The sequence below is a fragment of the Enterobacter sp. 01-M-02-SI-ECC genome (assembly GCF_047530595.1).
Lineage (GTDB): Bacteria > Pseudomonadota > Gammaproteobacteria > Enterobacterales > Enterobacteriaceae > Enterobacter > Enterobacter cloacae_M.
Map to the genome: position 1 here is coordinate 1 of NZ_JBLKCZ010000025.1, position 18,102 is coordinate 18,102.

The 18,102-nt window shown below is 57.3% G+C and carries 17 protein-coding genes and 2 pseudogenes; 11 read left to right on the forward strand and 8 right to left on the reverse strand.

Going from position 1 to position 18,102, the window contains the following annotated elements; all coding sequences use genetic code 11:
• From ACMWLG_RS21680 to ACMWLG_RS21695, 4 genes and pseudogenes are all read left to right on the forward strand, one after another.
• Positions 1-334: pseudogene (locus tag ACMWLG_RS21680) on the forward strand (hypothetical protein); the annotation flags it as partial.
• A gap of 33 nt (positions 335-367) precedes the next feature.
• Complete coding sequence (locus ACMWLG_RS21685) at positions 368-607, forward strand: hypothetical protein (RefSeq protein ID WP_045620183.1); 240 nt, start codon at positions 368-370, stop codon at positions 605-607.
• Between the two features lie 248 nt (positions 608-855).
• A pseudogene (locus ACMWLG_RS21690) lies at positions 856-1,887 on the forward strand (IS630 family transposase).
• Positions 1,888-2,131: 244 nt separating this feature from the next.
• Positions 2,132-2,587: a SymE family type I addiction module toxin gene (locus ACMWLG_RS21695; RefSeq protein ID WP_080338432.1), complete on the forward strand. Its 456-nt coding sequence runs from the start codon at positions 2,132-2,134 to the stop codon at positions 2,585-2,587.
• Between the two features lie 44 nt (positions 2,588-2,631).
• Here ACMWLG_RS21695 and trpS read toward each other — a convergent pair whose 3' ends face one another.
• Positions 2,632-3,633, reverse strand: coding sequence for a tryptophan--tRNA ligase (gene trpS / locus ACMWLG_RS21700; protein WP_045620184.1), 1,002 nt, complete (start codon positions 3,631-3,633; stop codon positions 2,632-2,634).
• 199 nt (positions 3,634-3,832) lie between these two features.
• Between trpS and fosA the strand changes: the two genes are divergently transcribed.
• Positions 3,833-4,258 carry a FosA/FosA2 family fosfomycin resistance glutathione transferase gene (gene fosA / locus ACMWLG_RS21705; RefSeq protein WP_045620185.1) on the forward strand — a complete coding sequence of 142 codons (426 nt, stop codon included), beginning with the start codon at positions 3,833-3,835 and terminating at the stop codon, positions 4,256-4,258.
• Here fosA and ACMWLG_RS21710 read toward each other — a convergent pair.
• Positions 4,244-5,251 (reverse strand): LacI family DNA-binding transcriptional regulator, encoded by a 1,008-nt coding sequence (locus ACMWLG_RS21710; RefSeq protein ID WP_045620187.1) that lies wholly within the window; start codon positions 5,249-5,251, stop codon positions 4,244-4,246. The two genes, fosA and ACMWLG_RS21710, sit on opposite strands and share 15 nt — an antisense overlap.
• A gap of 185 nt (positions 5,252-5,436) precedes the next feature.
• On the opposite strand from ACMWLG_RS21710, the gene ACMWLG_RS21715 reads away from it, so the two are divergent.
• Positions 5,437-6,525, forward strand: coding sequence for a cellulase family glycosylhydrolase (locus ACMWLG_RS21715; RefSeq protein WP_045620188.1), 1,089 nt, complete (start codon positions 5,437-5,439; stop codon positions 6,523-6,525).
• Between the two features lie 50 nt (positions 6,526-6,575).
• Complete coding sequence (locus tag ACMWLG_RS21720) at positions 6,576-7,970, forward strand: MFS transporter (protein WP_045620189.1); 1,395 nt, start codon at positions 6,576-6,578, stop codon at positions 7,968-7,970.
• Between the two features lie 40 nt (positions 7,971-8,010).
• Here the strand turns inward: ACMWLG_RS21720 and ACMWLG_RS21725 are convergent, their stop codons facing one another.
• The 6 genes from ACMWLG_RS21725 to ACMWLG_RS21750 form a co-directional block, all read right to left on the reverse strand.
• Positions 8,011-9,309: an McrC family protein gene (locus tag ACMWLG_RS21725; RefSeq protein WP_028015355.1), complete on the reverse strand. Its 1,299-nt coding sequence runs from the start codon at positions 9,307-9,309 to the stop codon at positions 8,011-8,013.
• On the reverse strand, positions 9,306-11,366 hold the full coding sequence (locus tag ACMWLG_RS21730) for an McrB family protein (RefSeq protein WP_045620191.1): 2,061 nt from the start codon (positions 11,364-11,366) through the stop codon (positions 9,306-9,308). Before ACMWLG_RS21730 ends, ACMWLG_RS21725 begins: the two co-directional genes overlap by 4 nt.
• 129 nt (positions 11,367-11,495) lie before the next feature.
• Complete coding sequence (locus ACMWLG_RS21735; protein ID WP_045620193.1) at positions 11,496-12,317, reverse strand: alpha/beta fold hydrolase; 822 nt, start codon at positions 12,315-12,317, stop codon at positions 11,496-11,498.
• 36 nt (positions 12,318-12,353) lie between these two features.
• Complete coding sequence (locus ACMWLG_RS21740) at positions 12,354-13,973, reverse strand: MFS transporter (RefSeq protein WP_045404555.1); 1,620 nt, start codon at positions 13,971-13,973, stop codon at positions 12,354-12,356.
• On the reverse strand, positions 13,970-14,377 hold the full coding sequence (locus ACMWLG_RS21745; protein ID WP_045404554.1) for a DoxX family protein: 408 nt from the start codon (positions 14,375-14,377) through the stop codon (positions 13,970-13,972). The genes ACMWLG_RS21740 and ACMWLG_RS21745 overlap by 4 nt, the downstream gene beginning before the upstream one ends.
• Positions 14,377-16,248, reverse strand: a complete 1,872-nt coding sequence (locus ACMWLG_RS21750; protein WP_414763029.1) for an amidohydrolase — start codon at positions 16,246-16,248, stop codon at positions 14,377-14,379. Before ACMWLG_RS21750 ends, ACMWLG_RS21745 begins: the two co-directional genes overlap by 1 nt.
• A 218-nt stretch (positions 16,249-16,466) precedes the next feature.
• Here ACMWLG_RS21750 and ACMWLG_RS21755 point away from each other — a divergent pair, with 218 nt between their 5' ends.
• From ACMWLG_RS21755 to ACMWLG_RS21770, 4 genes are all read left to right on the forward strand, one after another.
• Positions 16,467-17,153 carry a hydrolase gene (locus tag ACMWLG_RS21755; RefSeq protein ID WP_045404549.1) on the forward strand — a complete coding sequence of 229 codons (687 nt, stop codon included), beginning with the start codon at positions 16,467-16,469 and terminating at the stop codon, positions 17,151-17,153.
• 61 nt (positions 17,154-17,214) lie between these two features.
• A complete protein-coding gene (locus tag ACMWLG_RS21760; RefSeq protein ID WP_024909508.1) occupies positions 17,215-17,436 on the forward strand; it encodes a DUF1427 family protein in 222 nt (73 codons plus the stop codon).
• The gene (locus ACMWLG_RS21765) at positions 17,433-17,696 is read left to right on the forward strand and encodes a XapX domain-containing protein (protein WP_024909507.1); all 264 of its coding nucleotides are present in this window, start codon (positions 17,433-17,435) and stop codon (positions 17,694-17,696) included. Before ACMWLG_RS21760 ends, ACMWLG_RS21765 begins: the two co-directional genes overlap by 4 nt.
• A 20-nt stretch (positions 17,697-17,716) precedes the next feature.
• Positions 17,717-18,097, forward strand: coding sequence for a response regulator transcription factor (locus tag ACMWLG_RS21770; protein ID WP_041911343.1), 381 nt, complete (start codon positions 17,717-17,719; stop codon positions 18,095-18,097).
• Positions 18,098-18,102 lie beyond the last annotated feature (5 nt).

An 18,102-nucleotide genomic window follows, 5' to 3' on the forward strand; every position in this document is an offset into this window, starting at 1 on the left:
TCGATGTGTTTGCGGGAAAAAAATCGGCCCAGATCCGCGAAATTTTAATCAGCGAGTCAGCTTGGGAAGAAATGACCTGCTTATTCGCACCTTCCTTAGTGGAGATAGTTCTGAACTTAATGCTAAATCTTCCTGGATAAAGCAAGTAACACGCTATGCTGACTTCTATTCAAATCAATTAAATTTGGTTCGCGATGCCCTGAAATTACCAAAAAAATGGAAACCAAATGGTATACATAAAATGATTATAACAACTTCAGTCTTTGGTGATATTTACCATCAAAAAGATTGTTATGTTATTGATAAAAATTCATTTTACAGCTTTATTGAGTGACTATCGAGTACAACGATTGAGTTAAGGAATGGTATGAAAACAATGATCAAGCCCGAAAGTGCTCATCTTTATCATGGTGAGATCACTATAGATAAGATGATGGCTTTTTTAAATACATTACCTTCTATTTCTATCAAGCGTCGAAGAGTTCAACAGCTTACATATCATGTGCAATGCGGTACATTGAAACTAACTTACCCATTTTTTGATATATGGCCTTCTCATGAGGAAGTATTAAATGAAAATGGCAGCGAAGCCATCGTAATGTTATAGCAATGTGGGGCTTCTATAAACTTTGTAGCACTTTAGTATGACTAAAGTATAAAATAGAGTCCCCTTCTATAGTTTTATAGGATGAGTATAAGTAGTCTTGAGATTAATCTTTGTTGTTAAAGGTATATTTCAATCCGCCTACATGCTAAATAGCTGCGCGGAATAGTAGATCACTTTGAGGGAACTCAGCCCGGATTGTGCGATCTGATCAATCGCCAAAAATCACAAATCACCAACCGGACTGAGCGATGCCGATCATAGCACCAATTCCCCGTGACGAACGAGGCCTGATGCAGAAAGCCATCCATAAAACGCACGATAAAAATTATGCCCGCAGACTGACTACCATGCTGATGCTGCACCGGGGCGACCGCGTCAGCGACGTTGCCAGAACGCTCTGCTGCGCCCGTTCCTCTATTGGGCGCTGGATTAACTGGTTCACGCAGTCGGGTGTTGAAGGGCTGAAATCATTACCTGCCGGGCGTGCCCGCCGCTGGTCGTTTGAGCATATCTGCACACTGTTACGCGAGCTGGTAAAACACGCTCCCGGCGATTTTGGCTAGCAGCGTTCCCGCTGGAGTACAGAACTGCTAGCAATAAAAATCAATGAGATAACCGGATGCCAGTTACATGCCGGAACTGTGCGGCGCTGGTTGCCGTCTGCGGGACTTGTATGGCGCAGGGCTGCGCCAACCCTGCGTATCCGTGACCCGCATAAAGATGAAAAGATGGCAGCAATCCATAAAGCACTGGACGAATGCAGCGCAGAGCATCCGGTCTTTTATGAAGATGAAGTGGATATCCATCTTAATCCCAAAATTGGTGCGGACTGGCAACTGCGCGGACAACAAAAACGCGCGGTAACGCCGGGGCAGAATGAAAAATATTATCTGGCTGGCGCGCTGCACAGCGGAACAGGTAAAGTCAGTTATGTGGGTGGAAACAGTAAAAGTTCAGTGTTATTTATCAGTCTGTTAAAGCATCTGAAAGCGACGTACCGACGGGCGAAAAGCATCACGCTTATCGTGGACAACTACATTATTCATAAAAGCCAGGAAACACAGCGCTGGCTAAAGGAAAATCCGAAGTTCAGGGTAATTTATCAGCCGGTTTACTCGCCATGGGTGAATCACGTTGAGCGGTTATGGCAGGCGCTTCACGATACGATAACTCGCAACCATCAGTGCCGTTCGATGTGGCAACTGTAAAAAAAAGTTCATCATTTTATGGAAACGGTCAGCCCATTCCCCGGAGGTAAGCATGGGCTGGCGAAAGTGTAGCGGTATTCGGCGCAGCTATTTAGAATTAAAAATACCTACCGTTATTTCCTGAATCCCCCTCGCAAATTTCAAATTTACCCCACGCCAAACCGCTGTATTTATATTCAGCCCTGTATAATGAGCACCAGAAATTAAGCCGAACGGCGAAGGAAGTATTGAAGAATATTTAACGAGGAATTCGCGATATGAAGGTGCTGCAACACCCCCATACCGCTAACCACAAACAACTAGACAGGAGTTGAAAATGGCTGCGACGAATTTTAAGCCCGAGTTTACTGTTTGCAACACAGAATCAGACGCTTTCACCGGCATGATTGAAAACCGCGAGCTGGTACGCAAAAACAGCGCCCGCCGACTGCACGGCAACCAGCCTAACGTGGCACCCGTCCATCCCCGCGCGGAAACGCCACAGGACAGTGCCGCCTGCTGCGAATTGTATGCGCGCATCGACATGAAATACCTTCTGCTGGGCGGCGACTGGTTGAACCGTGCAGGTTTCATCAACGGTATGCCCGTAAAAATCCGCGCCATGAAAGACTGCATTGTGATTGCGCCGCAGCATACAAGAGAATTATGGGGATGCCTGGAAGGTATGAATGTGGTGAATATAAATAAGCAGAAAGTCGCGCAGTGGCTGAAAACATTTCCGGGTGCATTAAATGACACCGGCGATATTCCGGTGATTAAGCGTAACGCCTGATAAATATCCCGGCCCTGCGCCGGGATTATTATTTAAGCTGCGTTTTAAAACACCGGCACCCCCAGCCCAACCTTCACCTCCCTCAACGTCGCCTGCGTCACCCCCTGCGCCCGTTCCGTCCCGCGCTTCAGCATCGCCATCAACTCCCCCTTATCCCGCATATACATCGCCCTCCGCTCCCGCATTGGCGCAATCAATTCCTGCAAACACCCCTCCAGCTCGTTCTTACAAACCCGGTCCCCAAGCCCGCCCGCCTGATAGTGCGCCTTCATCGCCGCCACTTTGTCCTTATCAGGATGAAACGCGTCGAGATAAGTAAACACCACGTTCCCCTCAATCTGCCCCGGGTCGCTCACCTTCAGGTGGTTCGGGTCGGTGTACATCGCGCTGACCGCACGGTGGATGGACTCTTCGCTGGCCGAAAGGTGCAGCGTGTTACCGAGCGATTTCGACATCTTGGCGCTGCCGTCGATGCCGGGCAGGCGGCTGGTGTCGCTCAGCATCGCCTTGCAGTGGCGCAGCACCGGGGCGGGCAGCAGGCTGTTCATCTTGTGCACAATCTCGTTGGTCTGCTCAATCATCGGCAGCTGGTCGTCGCCGACGGGCACGCACTCGGCCTTAAACGCGGTGATGTCCGCCGCCTGGCTGATGGGGTAGGCCATAAACCCGACCGGCAGCGAGCGGGCGAAGCCCTTCTGCGCAATCTCGTTTTTCACCGTCGGGTTACGCTCCACGCGGGCGACGGTGACGATGTTCATATACAGCATCGTCAGCTCGGCGAGGGCGGGCAGGGCGGACTGCAGGCAGATCGTGGTCAGGTTCGGGTCGATGCCGGCAGCGAGGTAGTCGGCCAGCACTTCGGGGATGTTGTCGCGGATTTTTTGCGGGTTGCTGCCGTTGTCGGTCAGCCCCTGCAGGTCGGCAATCAGCACAAACTGGCTGTGCGTCTGCTGGAGCGCCACGCGCTGGCGCAGCGATCCGACGAAGTGGCCGAGGTGCAGCGGGCCGGTTGGGCGATCGCCGGTGAGGATAGTTGGTGCGTTCATAAAGACTCCTTAATGGGCAGTTGCCGAAAGGGGTCTTAGATGTGAGAAAGCCGCCTTTCGGCGGCTATCTGAAAATGGGGAAAACTACTCCGTGCCGCCTTTAAGAAGGCAGCCACCAGCGGTTTACGGTGAGCACGGCGTGGTTTATTTTCATGCTTTTACCGTATCACGTCCGGCGCGAAAAACAAAAGGGCACGTCATGCTGCAATCACTCAACCACCTGACCCTCGCGGTCAGCGACCTGCAAAAAAGCGTCACCTTCTGGCACGAACTGCTGGGGCTTGCGCTGCACGCCCGCTGGAATACCGGGGCCTATCTCACCTGCGGCGATCTGTGGGTCTGCCTGTCGTACGACGAGGCGCGCCGGTACGTGCCGCCGCAGGAGAGCGACTATACCCACTACGCGTTTACCGTCGCGGAGGCAGATTTTGAACCGTTCTCGCAAAGGCTGGAGCAGGCGGGCGTCACCGTCTGGAAGCAGAATAAAAGCGAGGGAGCGTCGTTCTATTTTCTCGACCCGGACGGGCACAAGCTGGAGCTGCACGTGGGCAGCCTCGCCGCGCGGCTGGCGGCGTGTCGCGAGAAACCCTACGCGGGCATGGTGTTTACCTCAGACGAGGCTTGAGGCGCGCACCTTCAGCCTGCCCGCCAGCGTCACGTGCGTGGCGGCATCTTCCTGATTGCACAGGTACTCCACCGCGAGGCGTCCCAGCTCGCTGTAGGGCAGCTGGATACTGGTCAGCGGCGGGGTGAGCTGCTCGGAGATCTTCTGGTCGTCGTAGCCCGCCAGCAGCATGTCCTGCGGGATGCGCACGCCGTTCACCGCCAGCGCCTGATAGCAGCCAATCGCCAGCCAGTCGCTGGCGCAGAAGATGGCGTCCGGGCGCTCGGCCAGTTCCAGCAGAGAGGTAGTGGCGGTAAAGGACTCGCTGAACTGCCAGTTGGTCTGGCGCACCAGTCCGTCGTCGCACGCGAGTCCGGCCTGCTGCAGCGCCGCCTGGTAGCCCGCCAGACGCTGGCGGGAGGCCTCCATCCAGCTCTCGCCGGTGATGTGAGCGATGCGCGTCGCCCCGCAGGCGATGAGGTGTTTAGTCACCTGGAAAGCGTTGGCGTAATCGTCCGGGATAAACGACGGCAGCAGCGGCGAGCCGGGGTCGCGCTGGTTGAGCAGCACCAGCGGGATGCGGGTGCAGTCCTGGAAGGCCGTCATGTCCACCAGCGTGGTGACCGGAGACGCGAGAATAATCCCGGTGCAGTTGCGCTTCTCCAGCTGGCGAATGATGTTCAGCGCCAGCTCGATGTCGTCGCCGTAGTCGTAGACGGTGAGCAGGGTTTCGTTGCGCCACGCGGCTTCCCGCGCCTGGCTGATGGCGTCGATAAACGGGTCGAAGCTCTGCATGGAGCTCACCAGCAGGGCAATCTCTTCCTGGTTGCGCGGGGCGTGAACGGCGGGGAGGCGGTCGTAGCCGAGCTCGGTCGCGACGCCAATCACCCGCTGGCGGGTGTCGTCGCTGAGCTTGATGTTGCGGGACTGGTTGAGCACCAGCGATACCGTTGCCTGCGACACCCCTGCCGCCCGCGCAATATCGTTCATCGTCACTTTTGTTTTTCGCTTCATCCGTCCTCTCCCTTTCGCGACTTCGCATCATACCCTAACCGCACGCTTTAGCGCCGTCGATCACGTTTCTCATTCATCGAAGCGTGAACTTTGTGAGGGGCATCGCTTTTCTAAACGCCGTAATTTGCGCATTTATCCTGCAACTAATATTTATTAGCTAAATATTATCAGTAAGAGGATGCGTAATGAAAGAGCAGTGGAGCAGGGAGCAGGCACAGGCGTGGTATGAGCAGAAAGGCTGGCTGTGCGGGTTTAACTATTTGCCGTCGACGGCGGTGAACTGGACCGATATCTGGCAGGCAGAGACCTTCGATGCCGCAACCATTGACCGCGAGCTGGGCTGGGCGGCGGAGGCGGGCTACAACACCCTGCGCATCAACCTGCCGTTTATCGTCTGGGAGCACGACCGCGACGGGCTGATGGCGCGCATCGACCGGTTTTTGACGATTGCCGACGGTCACGGGTTCAGCACCATGCTGACCCTGATGGACGACTGCGGCTTCTCCGGCGACGAGCCGTACCTCGGCCCGCAAAAGCCGCCGGTGCCGGGCAAGCACAACAGCCAGGCGGCGGCGAGCCCGGGGCGCGACAAGGTGTGCGATCCGGACTGCTGGGCAGACATTGAACGTTATATCCGCGACGTCGTGCGCCAGTTCCGCGACGATAAGCGCGTGCTGCTGTGGGATCTCTACAACGAGCCGGGTAACCGCGGCATTTTCGCGACCGGCACGCAGGAGGTGCAGTACGACGCGAAGCTGGAGACCTTCGCCCACGCGCTGATGAAGCTCGCATTCCAGTGGGTGCGTGAAGAAGACCCGACCCAGCCGCTCACCGTCTGCGCCTGGCGTCTGCCGCCGGAAGAGGAGGGCGAGACGTTCTTCCGGCATCCGCTGGACCAGACCGCGCTGGCGCTCTCGGACGTGGTGAGCTTCCACGCCTACACCCACACCGGGCGGATGACGGCGATTATCCAGCAGCTGCAGACGCTCGGTCGCCCGCTGTTCTGCACCGAATGGCTGGCGCGCCACGTGGGCAGCACCATCGAAGAGCAGCTCCCGCTGATGTACGCGGCGAAGGTCGCGCCGTACCAGTGGGGGCTGGTGCGCGGCAAAACCCAGACCTGGCTGCCGTGGCCGGTGGTGATGAAAGAGTCCACGGACTACTGCCGCCTCTGGTTCCACGACGTGTTCGAGGAGAACGGCATTCCGTTCTCGCGCCGTGAAATCGCATTAATGCAGCAGCTGCGCAAGATCGCCCCGAAAGTTAAGGGCTAATAATATCGACCCGGCGGACCACCGCCGGGCAACCAGGCAGGCATATAACAATGGCAACGACAATGAAAATACCGTCTCGCGAGTTGTGGTCTTATTTTGGCTATGGTTTAGGTCAGTGTTTTAGCTTTGGTTTAGTGGGTTCGTTTATTAACTATTTTTACACCGACGTGCTGGGGATTTCGGCGCTGGCGGCGAGCACTATCTTCCTGATTGCCCGCGCGTGGGACGCGGTTCACGATCCGCTGTTTGCCAGCATCATGGACACCATTAACAGCCGGTTTGGCAAGTTTCGCCACTTTTTGCTGATCGCCCCTTTGCTAATCACCGGCGTCACGCTGCTGTCGTTCTATAAAATCGAAGCGGACATGACCACCAAAATCCTCTACGCCGGGGTGACGTATATCCTGTGGGGGACGCTGTACGCCATCTCCGATATCCCGTTCTGGTCGATGTCGTCGGTGATGACCAACGACTCCGCCCAGCGCACCCGCGCGGTAACGGCGGCGATGCTCGGGGTGAACGCGGGGATTGCCTGCGCCAACATCTTCTTCCCGAAGCTGGCGGCGTTCTTCGCCCAGTACAGCAACGATAAAGGCTATTTTATGGCGGCGCTGGTGATGATGCTGGTGGGTCTGCCGCTGATGCTCAACGGCTTTATGCAGATCAAAGAGCGCGTGCCGCCGAGCCCGGAAAAGGTGACCATCCGAGACACCTTCCACAACCTGCGCCAGAACAAGCCGCTGTTTATCGTCCTGCTGTCGTTCTTTTTCTGCGTGTTTCATAACGTGGCGGGCGGGCTGTATATCTACTTCTTTATCAACAACCTGGGTGACGGCAGCCTGCAGATGGCGATTGGCGTGATGGGGATTGTCGCGGCGGTGCTGTGCCTGATCGCGCCGATGCTGACGCGCCGGATGCAGAAGCGGAAGCTGTTTATGATCCTCTGCGGGCTGGACGTGGCGGTGCGCGTGGTGATGTGGTTTGTCGGGTATCAGCAGGTAACGATGCTGTTTATTCTGCTCGGCCTGAGCACGCTGTTCGTGATGATGACCAACATCCTCACCTCGTCGATGATTGCCGACACCATCGAGTACGCGGAGTACCACACCCACAAGCGCTGCGCGGCGATCACCTTCTCCGGGCAGACCTTTACCGGCAAGATGTCGGTGGCGGTGGGCGGCGGGCTAATCGGCGTGTTTCTGACGACGATCGGCTACGTGCCGCAGGCGCAAATTCAGAGCGAGAGCGTGCTGTCGGGGCTGTTCTTCGGGATCTGCCTGCTGCCGGCGATAGGGTCGCTGATCCGCATGGGCTTTATGTCGCGCTTTACCTTTACCGAGGAGAAGCACGCGGAGATTTGTCGGCTGCTGGCGGAGCGACGTCACGGCATGGAGCAGGATGAGGTCAGAAAAGGGGAGTTAACTCGTTCGGTTTCGGTTAATTAACATCAACAGACGCTTGTTAAGCAGGCGTCTGTTTCACTTGTTAAAGACTCAATGCTTTAGGGAGGCAGAGTGTCGATTTCTGGATGCTGGTTCCGATGGCAAAGGGGACGACCCACAGACGTAGCGCATGGCCCTGCGGATTATGAAGTTCAAAGGGATGGGGGAGAGCATCACGAAAACCGTCGTATTCCGGATAGATGAGTAACATATCGCCACGGCTATCGAGATATTTCACCCCGTAGGCCTGCATCTGATACAGATCATGTTGTGAAATATTAAAGCCAGGTTTATGAGGCTTAATCTTCTTCCATTTCGTATCGCAGATAACTGCAGAATGCGTCGTGTCGTTATGCGGGCGAAGCCAAATATCTGGTTTTAGCCTGAACATATTCTTCGTATGGTAGCGAGCCAGGCTGTGTGCTTTGGCCTGAGTATCAATCCGATAATGTCGATGATGGTGATGCCGCATCCATGCGGCAACGAAGGATTCAAAAACCGCTTCCATTGGAAAGAGTAGCGATATGGCATTAGCCTCCCCCTGCATACAGTGAGGAGACTCGCCCAGCAATATGAGTTTCGCCCAGTTTAGTGCCTGCTCATAGTGATGCATATGCCTGTCAAGGCGGACCTGACTAAAAGCATACGCGACATCTACCACGGACGGAATGGCCTCAAAGGTTGATCGTAACGACTGAAGTTGCCTGGCGAGTTCAGCGTTGCGGGTCAGGCGGGAGACATTATCAATAGCCGTTTTCAGTAGGCGGTTTTCGGGCCGATCGACGCTGTATTCGTCATATTCCACCTGAAAACAATCGCGCCGAACGCTGTTTTTAGTTATCTGCGCTGAAATCAGTAATTTGCCTTTCATCCAGGCCAGATTATCCTGCTGGCGAAGGTAGTCTCGTTTAAGACCCTGTTGGAGGATCGACTGAACGCTGCTGATAAATTGTTGAATAAAAATATCCATCAATGGCATACGCGAGGTCTGAATGCTGGCGGATGTCGTTGCAATATGTCGGAAGGTTTTCAGAGTACGCAGCATCATCATCAGCTGTTCACGTGCGTTATCATTGCCCGTTTTCGGTAACACTTCAATAAACGCACCGCCCGGGAGCGCAATTACGCCTACGTAGTTTTTGACCTGCAGTGCCTGAACCCGACCAATAGATCGAAGGGTAAGCAGCCGGCCGTCAAACTCTGCGTTATCACTTAAACAGCGTTGTACAAGCCATTGAAAAAGCGTATCCGGCAGTGCGATCGCATGCTCGACGCGGCCCCGATCGTTCTGGCTAATCACATGACCATGCTCAAAAATCGTCCAGTAACGGCCGGGTGTCATTCCTCGCTCTCCTGGCGAATGGATGCTGGGGCGTATATCTGGCGGTACGCAAGCGGATCATTCCACACCGGTTTCGACTCGCTGGAAAGATGATAGCTAATACCTGCTTCCTGCAAATCCTCAGCTGCATCAGCACCGAACAACCGCAGGAAGTTCCCTTCACTGTTTATCGATGAAACGAACTGTAAGCTATCGTCCTCTTTCTGGTTGTCTCCAAGAACCAGGCGAATTTTTTGCCAGTCGTTGTAGAAATACTCCTCCAATAACGGGAGGATTTTGTTTTTCATAATGCGTTTAAGTAGATCGAAGGCGGCGTCTTCGTCATGTTTAACCTGGATAACCGGCATGAAAAAGGCGTGCCCCAGCGTATGTTCATTGTCATACAACGCCTGGATCCTTGCGTTCAAAGTTTCCAGCAGGCGTTCAAGCTCAATTCCCTTGATCGTCGTGCCTGCCAGTAGGCTGGTGTCTGGTAACATCGGAACGAACTCAAAGCGGCGGCGTAAAGCGGTATCAAGCGCCGTCAGGGAGCGATCTGCGGTATTCATCGTACCGACAAGGTAGAGATTATTGGGAACACTAAACGATGTACCAGAATAGGGAAGTGAAACGCTGAGTTCCTCTGCTTCGCCTGCACGCTTAGAAGTTTCAATCAGCGTGATGAGCTCGCCGAAAATTTTAGAAATATTGCCGCGGTTAATTTCGTCGATAATCAACACGAAATTTTGCCGTTTACCGCCTGTTGACTGCGTAGGTGTGGCCGGAATCTCACTCTTTTCGACCAGATACGCGAGGATCCCTCGTACATAAGAAACGTTATGGATTTTGGCATTGTTATCCTGATACCAGGCGCGAATGTCCTTGAGGTACGCATTATAGCCCTGACCCAGATCCTCTTTTTTACTGTGCTCCGGGAAAATCCCAAAAGCGGTTTCACTTTTGTAGGTCACACGGAACGGATTGCCGTTGTGGGTGCGGAGCGTAATGCTCTCTCCTTCCGAAAGCCGCTCCTGTAACTGCACGAGTGCGTTATCCAAAGTCCGCAGCGCACCTGCGTTGCCAAAGGCGGCGTCATCACAAATTTGTTTAAAAATTCCCGGCTTGATGTCGTAACGTACGTTGCCGTCATCGGTAGTCTCTGCCCGCAATCCTTCGATAAACTCTTCGTAGCCGAAGCTCTGATGAAAAGTAATAAAGCGGATTCGGTTTTCACCCATCAGGCGGTCATAAATTTTCTTTAGCTCGCGTCGGCGTTCACTCTCTTCTTTTCCATCCAGTCGGGCATATGCCTGAGGCTCGCAGGCGCGCACGGCAATATCGATGGTTTTATAGGTTTTACCTGTACCTGGAGGTCCATAAAGGATGCGGTTTTTGGGGAGCTGAAGATCGTGGGGTTCGGAGCCTTGTTCGTCTTCATCATCACCCGTGCTGTCAGGCGTCACCAGGGTATCATTTTTCTCAAGGATGAAATGTGCGTACAGATGCCAGAGCGACATATTTAGCGTGATGGAATCAATCTCAGATCCGATGGCCTGGTTTAATGCCTCTTTAAGCTCCATGTTGAGGTCAAACCAATCGCCCTCGCCAGACAGGCCCAAATCAAAGCGGTTGTTACAGTAGTTATAGATCCGGAAAAATGCGTCAGTGTTGACGATATTGCTTATATGCTCTGGATACATAACGGCAAACGCACGATGACAAAGAGCCCAGTATACTTTTTTCAGGATCTTTTGGTCTTTGAGCGCCTTGAGTTGTCCAATCACCTGCTCATAGTTGGTACGTGTACATTCTTTAGACATCTGGCGAGAAAGCTCGCGTAGCTCCTCTATTGCGCCGTTAAATTCATTTATCGACATACCGCCTTGCTTGACACTGGCGACTCCATTGGAGCGATTGTACCAAAGCTCATAAAGCGTCTCGTCTGAGAAGTTGGGGCGTTCATTCTGAACTTGTTGACGGAGCGCGCGAAAAGACGGTCCCCACTCGGGGCTATAAGTATCGTTATTGGCCGTGTGAGAGGTGAAAAATGAGAGTACGTCGGTATGTTCCTGAACCATTACCTGCTCCAGAGCGAAAAGAGGAGAATATTTTCCTCATCTTATAAGAATTATCTGTGAAGCGTCACTGCCTGTTCAGGGAGGAATGAACGGGAATAGCTGACGCCTTTTGGCGTCAGCCCCGGGAACTTACAGCGACTTCACAAACGCCAGCAGATCTTCGTTGAGCTGGTCCTGGTGGGTCAGCGCGAAGCCGTGCGGCGCGTTGTCGTACACCTTCAGCGTGGCGTTTTTGATCATCTCTGCCGCCAGCTTGCCGGTGCTTTCAAACGGCACGATCTGGTCGTTACTGCCGTGGATCACCAGCGTCGGGACGTCGATTTTCGCCATGTCCGGGCGGAAGTCGGTTTCGCCGAACGCGGTCACGCAGTCGATGGTGCCCTTCAGGGACGCCAGCAGGGCGATGTTCAGCGTCTGGGTCAGGGCACCGGCGGAAACGGTCTGCCCGGCGTTGATACCGTAGAACGGGGTGGCGAAGTCGCTGATGAACTGGGCGCGATCCTTACGCAGCCCGTCGCGAATGCCGTCGAACACGCTCTGATCGACACCCTGCGGGAAGGCGTCGGATTTGCCGAAGATTGGCGTTACCGCGCCCAGCAGCGCCAGACCGGCCACGCGCGCGCTGCCGTAGTTGTTGATGTAGCGGGTCACATCGCCGCCGCCCATGGAGAAGCCCACCAGCGTCACGTCCTGCAGGTCCAGGGTGGTGATCAGGTCGTTGATGTCGGACGCAAAGGTGTCGTAGTCATAGCCATTCCACGGCTGATCCGAGCGGCCAAAGCCGCGGCGGTCAAAGGCGATGGCGCGGAAGCCGCGCTCCGCCAGGTAGTTCAGCTGGCTGTCCCACATGTCGCCGTCCAGCGGCCAGCCGTGGCTGAAGAGAACCGGTTTGCCCGCGCCGCCGTCCTTGTAGTAAATCTGCGTGCCGTCTTTTGCCTTAAACGTTGCCATAGTGTGTTCCTGTGCAGGTGATGGTTATGGTTATGGTTATACCGGCGCGACCAGGTAGCGAATTGCCGGTGATGTTGTGCCCTGATGAAAAGCCAGAACGCGGCTCTGCAGCAGGAGGTCATTCATGGTGTGGCGCTCCTGCTGGCGCAGATGCTCAATCCAGGAGCCCATCAGGAAGGTCTCGATAAACAGGCCGGGACGTTCGATATCCTCGTACACCGCCCAGCTCATCGCCCCGGCGCGGCGGCGCACCCGGCGCAGCTCGTGAACCGCCTCCAGGAAGGCCTTCGTATTCTGCGGGTCGATGATGTACTCGTGCGACACAAGCACCGGGCCGCGCTCGTTCGGCAGGTCAATCTCCACGCCGTCCAGCGGCTGGCCGCTGAGGTCGAGGTTCAGGTCGGGATCTTTGCCCAGCTTCCAGCGGAGCACCGTCGCGCTCGCCAGCACCATCCCCAGCGTGGCGACCACCAGCGATGTCGGGGTGCCGAAGCGGGAGGCGATCTGCCCCCAGATGGCGCTGCCCGCGGTCATCGAGCCGAAGAACACCGTCAGGTAGACCGCCAGCGCGCGGGCCTTCACCCAGCGAGCGGCGCTGCGCTGCGCGCCGAGGTTCAGTGTTGAGAGCACCGCAATCCAAGCGAAGCCGGTGAAGAACTCAAACAGGTTGAGCAGCCAGACGTGGCGCACGAACGCCAGCGCCAGCATGGTGAGGGCAAAGGTCAGGCTGGCGGCCACCATCAGGCGGTCGGCGTCGAGCCGCTGGCGCAGGCGCGGCAGAAGGATCGCCCCGGCAATCGCCCCCAGGCCAATGCACGCCAGCATCACGCCGTAGCCCGCCGGGCCTAAGCCCAGCTCGCGGCGCGCCACCAGCGGCAGAAGCGCCCAGCCCGCGCTGCCGAAAACAAAGAAGGCCACGGTGCGTACCAGCACGTTGCGCAGCACCGGCGCGGCGTGCACGTAGCGGATGCCGGAGCGCACCGCGGAGAAGAAGTGCTCCGGCGGCAGGTGCTGAATGGACGGTGCCGGACGCCAGCGCCACAGCACCCACGCCACGCCGACCACGGAGAGCGCGTTCAGGGCAAACACCATCCACGGCCCGGCGAGCGAGAGCAGAAAACCGCCCAGCGCGGGGCCAATTGCCCGACTGATGTTCACCCCGAGCGAGTTCAGCGCCACGGCGGCGCCCAGCTCGGGCTTGCTCACCAGATCGGGCACCACGGCCTGGAACGGCGGCGAGCTCATCGCCGCGCCCACGCTCAGCAGGAACGTCGCCACCAGCAGAACGGTGGGGGTGACGTGTCCGGTGAAGGAGAGCACCGTCAGCCCGGCGGCGGCGATGAACACCCACAGCTGGGAGAAGAGCAGGTATTTACGTCGGTCGACGATGTCCGCCATCACCCCGGACGGCAGGGCGAAGAGGAACATCGGCAGGCTGCTGGCCGCCTGCACCAGCGCGATATCTAAAGGATCGGCGCTCAGGGTCAGCATGCTCCAGTTGATGCCGACGTCGCTCATCCATGAGCCGACGTTAGAGACCACCGTGGCGATCCACAGCATGCGGAACACCGGCTGGCTCAGCGGCTGCCAGGGCGAAACCGTCGATGCGGGCGTCGTCTCGACGTGTGCGTCGCGAACGTCGTTAACCTGGGTCATGCGAACCTCTCCGCTGTCTTACGCTGCAGCCGCCACTGGCCCGGCCCGGTGAGGGCGAGGGTGGTGAAGATAATCAGCAGCAGCCAGCCAAACTGCCCTTCGGCAATCGACCAGTTGGGGTGGACCGCCAGCATCGCCACCAGCAGCACGGCGATAATCGGCAGGCACGCCAGGCGGGTGTACACGCCCGCAATGATAAACAGCGGGCAAATCACCTCGGCGACAATCGCCGGGATCAGGCTCGCCCAGGGCCCAAAGCCGAACGGATCTTCAATGCGCGTCAGCTCGTCGCTGAAGTGCAGCACCTTCGGCAGGCCGTGCACGTAGAGCAGCAGCAGGCTGCCGGTCAGGCGCAGGAAGAACAGCCCCAGGTCGACCCGGGGCAGAGCAAAGGTGTTTTTCATCAGAATGCAAAGCAGCTGCAGCCCAGCGCCCCCCAGAAAGCGTTATCGTCGGACACCGGCATCGCTGACGTGCGGGCGAAATCGTGCTGGTGGCTGTGAACCCCGCACGGGCCGCTGCAGTGGTGAGCCACACTCATACCCACGCGGGCGGCCAGCGGCGGCGCGCTGCGGTAGTGGCCCGGCACCTTGACCACCGGGGACCACTCGGGCAGAACCGGAATGGCCGGCGGCGCGAGCGGGCCAAAGCTGCCCGCGGCGTAGACGATGTCGCCGTTGACCACCGTGAGAACGGACTCGATGCCCTTGATCTCCTCTTCCGGCACGCGGAAGTAGTCTTTGCTCAGCACGGCCAGGTCGGCGAGCTGGCCGACCTTGATCTGCCCCTTCTGGTTCTGCTCGCTGGAGAACCACGCGCTGCCCTGGGTCCAGAGCATCAGGGCGGTATCGCGGTCCAGACGGGCGCTGTGGTCGTACATCTGCATTCCGCCGACGGTGCGGCCGGAGACCAGCCAGTAGAGCGCGGTCCACGGGTTGTAGCTCGCCACGCGGGTAGCGTCCGTTCCCAGGCCCACCGGCACGCTGGTCTCGAGCATTTTCGCCACTGGCGGCGTGTGGCGGGTGGCTTCGATGCCGTAGCGCTCGGCGAAGTACTCCCCCTGGAAGGCCATGCGGTGCTGGACGGCAATGCCGCCGCCGAGCGCTTTGATGCGGTCGATGTTGGCCTGTGACACAGTTTCCGCATGGTCGAAGAACCAGTGCAGGCCGTTGAACGGAATGTCGCGGTTCACCTTCTCGAACACGTCCAGCATGCGGCTGATGGATTCGTTATAGGTGGCGTGCAGGCGGAACGGCCAGCGGTGCTCCACCAGATGGCGCACCACGCGCTCCAGCTCGTCCTCCATGCCCGGCGCGAGATCCGGGCGCGGTTCGAGGAAATCTTCAAAATCGGCGGCGGAGAAGACCAGCATCTCGCCCGCGCCGTTGTGGCGGAAGAAGTCGCTGCCCTGGCCTGGCGTGAGCATGTCGGTCCATTTTTCAAAGTCTTCCAGCTCGTGGCCCGGGCGCTGGGTAAAGAGGTTGTAGGCGATGCGGATGGTCATCTGCTTTTTCGCGTGCAGCTCGGCGATCACCTCGTAATCTTCCGGGTAGTTCTGGAAGCCGCCGCCCGCGTCGATGGCGCTGGTCAGCCCCAGGCGGTTGAGCTCGCGCATGAACTGGCGGGTGGAGTTAACCTGCTGCTCCAGCGGCAGCTTCGGCCCTTTGGCCAGCGTGGCGTAGAGGATCATGGCGTTCGGACGGGCGATCAGCATCCCGGTCGGGTTACCGTTGGCGTCGCGCTGGATCTCCCCGCCCGGCGGGTTTGGCGTGTCTTTGGTGTAGCCGACCACCTTCAGCGCGGCGCGGTTGAGCAGGGCGCGGTCGTACAGGTGCAGGATGAAGACCGGGGTATCCGGCGCGGCGTCGTTGATCTCGTCCAGCGTCGGCATGCGGCGCTCGGCAAACTGGAACTCGGTCCAGCCGCCCACCACGCGTACCCACTGGGGCGACGGCGTGCGCAGGGCCTGCTCTTTCAGCATCCGCAGGGCGTCGGCCAGCGACGGCACGCCTTCCCAGCGCAGTTCAAGGTTGTAATTCAGCCCGCCGCGGATCAGGTGCAGGTGCGAGTCGTTCAGGCCGGGGATGGCGGTGTGGCCTTTTAAGTCGACCACTTTGGTGCCGTCGCCGTGGTGCTGCATCACCTCGGCGACGGTACCCACTTCCAGAAATTTTCCGTCGCGCACGGCAACGGCTTCCGCGACAGGATTTTCGCGATCGACGGTGTGAAACTGGCCGTTAACCAGAATGAGATCGGCTTTACCGAGGGTAACCATAAACTGCTCCTGACTGAGAGGGGAATGGTCAGGATTATGGGAACCGGTTTCGGCAAAGATCCAGTTATACAATAGGATAGGTATACCAAAGTATAACTATACCTAAGGTTAACTATACGAAGAGATAATTACGCGCAGGGACGGAAAACCGCAGGATGAGGGTGACTTTATCGTCGCGGCGCTCGCGGCGATTTCACCCTTAACCACTGGAAAATGCTATGACCTCTTCAAAGCTCGAAGTGTTAACCCCTGCGAACTGTCAGATCATCTTTATCGATCACCAGCCTCAGATGGCGTTTGGCGTGCAGTCGATTGACCGCCAGGTGCTGAAAAACAACACCGTGGCGCTGGCGAAAGCGGCTAAGGTGTTCAACATCCCGACCATCATCACCACCGTAGAGACCGAAAGCTTCTCCGGCAATACCTATCCTGAACTGCTGGATGTATTCCCGGGTCAGGACATTCTGGAGCGTACCTCCATGAACTCCTGGGACGACCAGAAGGTGCGCGACGCGCTGAAGGCCAACGGCAAGAAGAAGGTCGTGGTGGCCGGTCTGTGGACCGAAGTGTGCAACAACAGCTTTGCCCTGTGCGCGATGCTGGAAGGCGACTACGAAATTTATATGGTGGCGGACGCGTCCGGCGGCACCTCCAAAGAAGCCCACGACTACGCGATGCAGCGCATGATCCAGGCGGGCGTGATCCCGGTCACCTGGCAGCAGGTGATGCTGGAGTGGCAGCGCGACTGGGCGCGTAAAGAGACCTACACCGCGGTGATGGATATCGTGCGCGAGCACTCCGGCGCGTACGGCATGGGCGTGGATTACGCCTACACCATGGTGCACAAAGCGCCGTCTCGCCAGAAGAGCGAGCACCACACCTTAGCGCCGGTCCCGGCTCGCTAAGTTCCGCTGGCGGGCTGGTCCCTCATCCGGCTCGCCGCTGCCTCTTTCTCTGGAGTTCACAATGAGTACTGGGCTGATATCCCTTGCGGCAGGCGTGTTGATTGGCCTGATGTATGCCGTGCTGAAGGTGCGATCCCCCGCGCCGCCCGCGCTGGCGCTGATTGGTCTGCTGGGGATGCTGGCGGGTGAACAGGCGACGCGCCATCTCTTATCCCGCGACGGCGCCCCACCTCCTCAGGTGACCGTTCCGCAGGCGGCATCGCAGACGGGAGCGTCATCATGAAAGCATGGATAATTTCGCTGGTGTGCGGCGTGGTTGCTGGGGTAATTTACGCTCTGCTCGACGTCCATTCCCCGGCACCACCGGTTGTCGCCCTGCTTGGCCTGTTTGGCATGCTGGTGGGCGAACAGCTTATCCCGGTGGGACGACGTTTACTGAGTCGCGAACCGCTTACCCTCGCCTGGTTTCGTCACGAATGCGTACCGAAAATCAGCGGCACGGCGCCCCCTGCGCCCGCGAAGGACCCTCGCGACGTTAAATGACTGGTTAGAGGAATAACAGCATGACGCTGCCGTGGCGCATTGCCATCATTGATGACGAACGTTCCGTCCGCAGCGGGTTGAGTAATCTCCTGGAGTCGGAAGGCTATTCAACCGACACGTTTGATTCGGCAGAGGTATTTCTGAGCCATCCGCTTGCCCTGTCCGGCGCGGCGCTGGTGATCACCGATATCAAGCTCCGGGGCATGAGCGGCCTTGAGCTGTTTGACAAGCTGCGGCTGCTGGCCGTACCGCCTCCGCCCGTGCTCTTTATCTCCGGTCATGCTGATGAAAATATGCAGCGGTACGCTCTTAATCTGGGCGCCGCTGCTTTTTTGCGTAAGCCGATTAACATCGATATTCTGCTGGATCATATTCAGCGGGAGCTGGCCCGCCGACAATAAGGATC

Bases quoted from the DNA above. Each gene is read 5' to 3' on its own strand.
- ACMWLG_RS21685 (WP_045620183.1), top strand. From the start codon at position 368: ATGAAAACAATGATCAAGCCCGAAAGTGCTCATCTTTATCATGGTGAG.
- ACMWLG_RS21695 (WP_080338432.1), top strand. From the start codon at position 2,132: ATGGCTGCGACGAATTTTAAGCCCGAGTTTACTGTTTGCAACACAGAA.
- trpS (WP_045620184.1), bottom strand. From the start codon at position 3,633: ATGAACGCACCAACTATCCTCACCGGCGATCGCCCAACCGGCCCGCTG.
- fosA (WP_045620185.1), top strand. From the start codon at position 3,833: ATGCTGCAATCACTCAACCACCTGACCCTCGCGGTCAGCGACCTGCAA.
- ACMWLG_RS21710 (WP_045620187.1), bottom strand. From the start codon at position 5,251: ATGAAGCGAAAAACAAAAGTGACGATGAACGATATTGCGCGGGCGGCA.
- ACMWLG_RS21715 (WP_045620188.1), top strand. From the start codon at position 5,437: ATGAAAGAGCAGTGGAGCAGGGAGCAGGCACAGGCGTGGTATGAGCAG.
- ACMWLG_RS21720 (WP_045620189.1), top strand. From the start codon at position 6,576: ATGGCAACGACAATGAAAATACCGTCTCGCGAGTTGTGGTCTTATTTT.
- ACMWLG_RS21725 (WP_028015355.1), bottom strand. From the start codon at position 9,309: ATGACACCCGGCCGTTACTGGACGATTTTTGAGCATGGTCATGTGATT.
- ACMWLG_RS21730 (WP_045620191.1), bottom strand. From the start codon at position 11,366: ATGGTTCAGGAACATACCGACGTACTCTCATTTTTCACCTCTCACACG.
- ACMWLG_RS21735 (WP_045620193.1), bottom strand. From the start codon at position 12,317: ATGGCAACGTTTAAGGCAAAAGACGGCACGCAGATTTACTACAAGGAC.
- ACMWLG_RS21740 (WP_045404555.1), bottom strand. From the start codon at position 13,973: ATGACCCAGGTTAACGACGTTCGCGACGCACACGTCGAGACGACGCCC.
- ACMWLG_RS21745 (WP_045404554.1), bottom strand. From the start codon at position 14,377: ATGAAAAACACCTTTGCTCTGCCCCGGGTCGACCTGGGGCTGTTCTTC.
- ACMWLG_RS21750 (WP_414763029.1), bottom strand. From the start codon at position 16,248: ATGGTTACCCTCGGTAAAGCCGATCTCATTCTGGTTAACGGCCAGTTT.
- ACMWLG_RS21755 (WP_045404549.1), top strand. From the start codon at position 16,467: ATGACCTCTTCAAAGCTCGAAGTGTTAACCCCTGCGAACTGTCAGATC.
- ACMWLG_RS21760 (WP_024909508.1), top strand. From the start codon at position 17,215: ATGAGTACTGGGCTGATATCCCTTGCGGCAGGCGTGTTGATTGGCCTG.
- ACMWLG_RS21765 (WP_024909507.1), top strand. From the start codon at position 17,433: ATGAAAGCATGGATAATTTCGCTGGTGTGCGGCGTGGTTGCTGGGGTA.
- ACMWLG_RS21770 (WP_041911343.1), top strand. From the start codon at position 17,717: ATGACGCTGCCGTGGCGCATTGCCATCATTGATGACGAACGTTCCGTC.